This window comes from Actinomyces polynesiensis, assembly GCF_000820725.1.
GTDB classification, from domain to species: Bacteria; Actinomycetota; Actinomycetes; order Actinomycetales; family Actinomycetaceae; genus Pauljensenia; species Pauljensenia polynesiensis.
The window spans coordinates 1-1,965 of the sequence record NZ_CCXH01000180.1 but is presented as its reverse complement, the minus strand read 5'-3'; the positions used below and the strand labels follow the sequence as shown (position 1 = coordinate 1,965).

2 protein-coding genes are annotated in these 1,965 nt (G+C 71.7%); one reads left to right on the top strand and one right to left on the bottom strand.

Annotated features, from left to right (window positions below; translation table 11 throughout):
- The coding region (gene glgP, locus TA90_RS07630) for an alpha-glucan family phosphorylase (RefSeq protein WP_043535544.1) at positions 1 to 1,184 on the bottom strand (1,184 nt) is incomplete at its 3' end.
- Between the two features lie 278 nt (positions 1,185 to 1,462).
- Here glgP and TA90_RS07625 point away from each other — a divergent pair.
- The coding region (locus TA90_RS07625; protein WP_147513426.1) for a maltotransferase domain-containing protein at positions 1,463 to 1,965 on the top strand (503 nt) is incomplete at its 3' end.

The following is a 1,965-nucleotide window of genomic DNA, read 5'->3' as shown; positions in this document are numbered from 1 at the left end:
CGCGACACCTTGCCGTGGAGCTTGGCCACGCCGTTGGCCCTGCGGGCCATCCGCAGGCCGAGGACGGCCATGTTGAACACGTCGGGGTTGCCCCCCGGGTAGGACTCGTTGCCCAGGGCCACGATGTCCTGCGTCGAGGTGCCGGGCAGGTGGATGGCGTCCAGGTAGCGGGACACGAGGTCGCGGTTGAAGCGGTCGATGCCCGCGGGGACCGGCGTGTGGGTGGTGAAGAGGGTCCCGGAGCGCACGGCCTCGATGGCTGCGGCGAGGCCGAGGTGCTCGTCGCCCTCCATGAGCTCACGCAGGCGCTCGACCGCCAGGAACCCGGCGTGGCCCTCGTTGCAGTGGTACACGGTCGGCGTCGGGGCACCCGTGATGGCGGAGTACAGGCGCAGGGCCTTGATGCCACCCATCCCGAGCAGCAGTTCCTGCTCGAGGCGGTGCTCCTGGGACCCGCCGTAGAGGCGGTCGGTCACGGTGCGGGAGACCGGGTCGTTCTCCGGGACGTTGGAGTCCATGAGGAGCAGGGGCACACGGCCCACCTGGGCGATCCACACCTGCGCGTTGAGGGTGCGTCCCTCCGGCAGGGGCACGGCGATGCGTGCGGGGGTGCCCTCGTGGTCCCTCAGGAGGGTGAGGGGCATGTTGTTGGGGTCGATGAGCGGGTAGGTCTCACGCTGGTAGCCGTCACGGGACAGGGACTGGCGGAAGTAGCCGGACTCGTAGAGCAGACCGACACCGACGATCGGCACGCCCAGGTCGGAGGCACTCTTGAGGTGGTCACCGGCGAGGATGCCCAGGCCACCGGAGTACTGGGGGAGCACCGCGGTGATCCCGAACTCGGCGGAGAAGTAGGCGATCGCCTCGGGCTTGCCCTCGGCGTCGAAGTCGTTCTGGTACCAGCGCGGCTCGTCCATGTAGCGGGCGAGGTCGTCGGCGAGCTCAGCGGCCCTGTCGACCACGGAGGAGTCGGAGGCCAGCTGGTGGAACCTCTCGTTGCTGATCTGGCCGAGCAGGGCGATCGGGTCCCCGTGGACGCGCTCCCATGCCTGCGGGTCGAGGGAGGTGAAGAACTCAGCGGTGGGTGCGTGCCAGCACCACCGCAGGTTCCTGGCGAGGGTGTCCAGGGGGGACAACGCCTCGGGAAGGACGGTACGGACGGTGAATCGTCGAATGGCTCTCACGCGCTGCAGTCTATCCACAAGATCCCCCACCGGCGAGGGTGTCCGTCCGCTGTGCGTCCCCGCGTGCAACCGCTTGCAGCCCCGGTGGCCCGTGGACGCGGGGTTGACCGGCGCGCCGGCCACCCCTCCCCTCGGCGCGTCGTGCGCCCGGGGGCGGCGCGGGTCACGCGGGACGGACCCCCACACGACCCCACACACACGACCCCACACTGTGTTCGGCGGCACATGCGCCCGCGCCGCCCACTACTGTGTCTCACGTGAGCCAGACGAACCCGGACCTGCCCCGCACCCAGCCACCCGCCTCCCCTTCCCCCCACCCGGACCTCCCGCGCATCCCCGCCCTGGAGCTGTTCCCGGTGGTCGAGGGCGGCACCCTGCCCGCCAAGGCCACGCAGGGGGAGCCCTTCCCCGTCCGGGCGACGGCCTTCAGGGAGGGACACGACGCCTTCGGCGCCGAGGCCGTCCTGCTCCGTCCCGACGGTTCCGAGCACTCGCGCACCCCGATGGTCGACGTCGCCCCCGGGCTCGACCGGCTCGAGGCCTGGGTCATGGCCGACGGGACGGGGGACTGGTCCTTCCGCGTCGACACCTGGTCGGACCCCTACGCGACCTGGCGACACGACGCGACGATCAAGGTGGACGTGCGCAGCGACGTGGAGCTCGCCCTCGAGGAGGGGGCCCGGCTCCTCGAGCGTGCCGCGCGCGGCGAGGCGCACTCGAACCCCGCCCAGACGCCGCCTCCCCCCGAGGACGTCCGGGTCCTCACCGAGGCGGCCGCGCA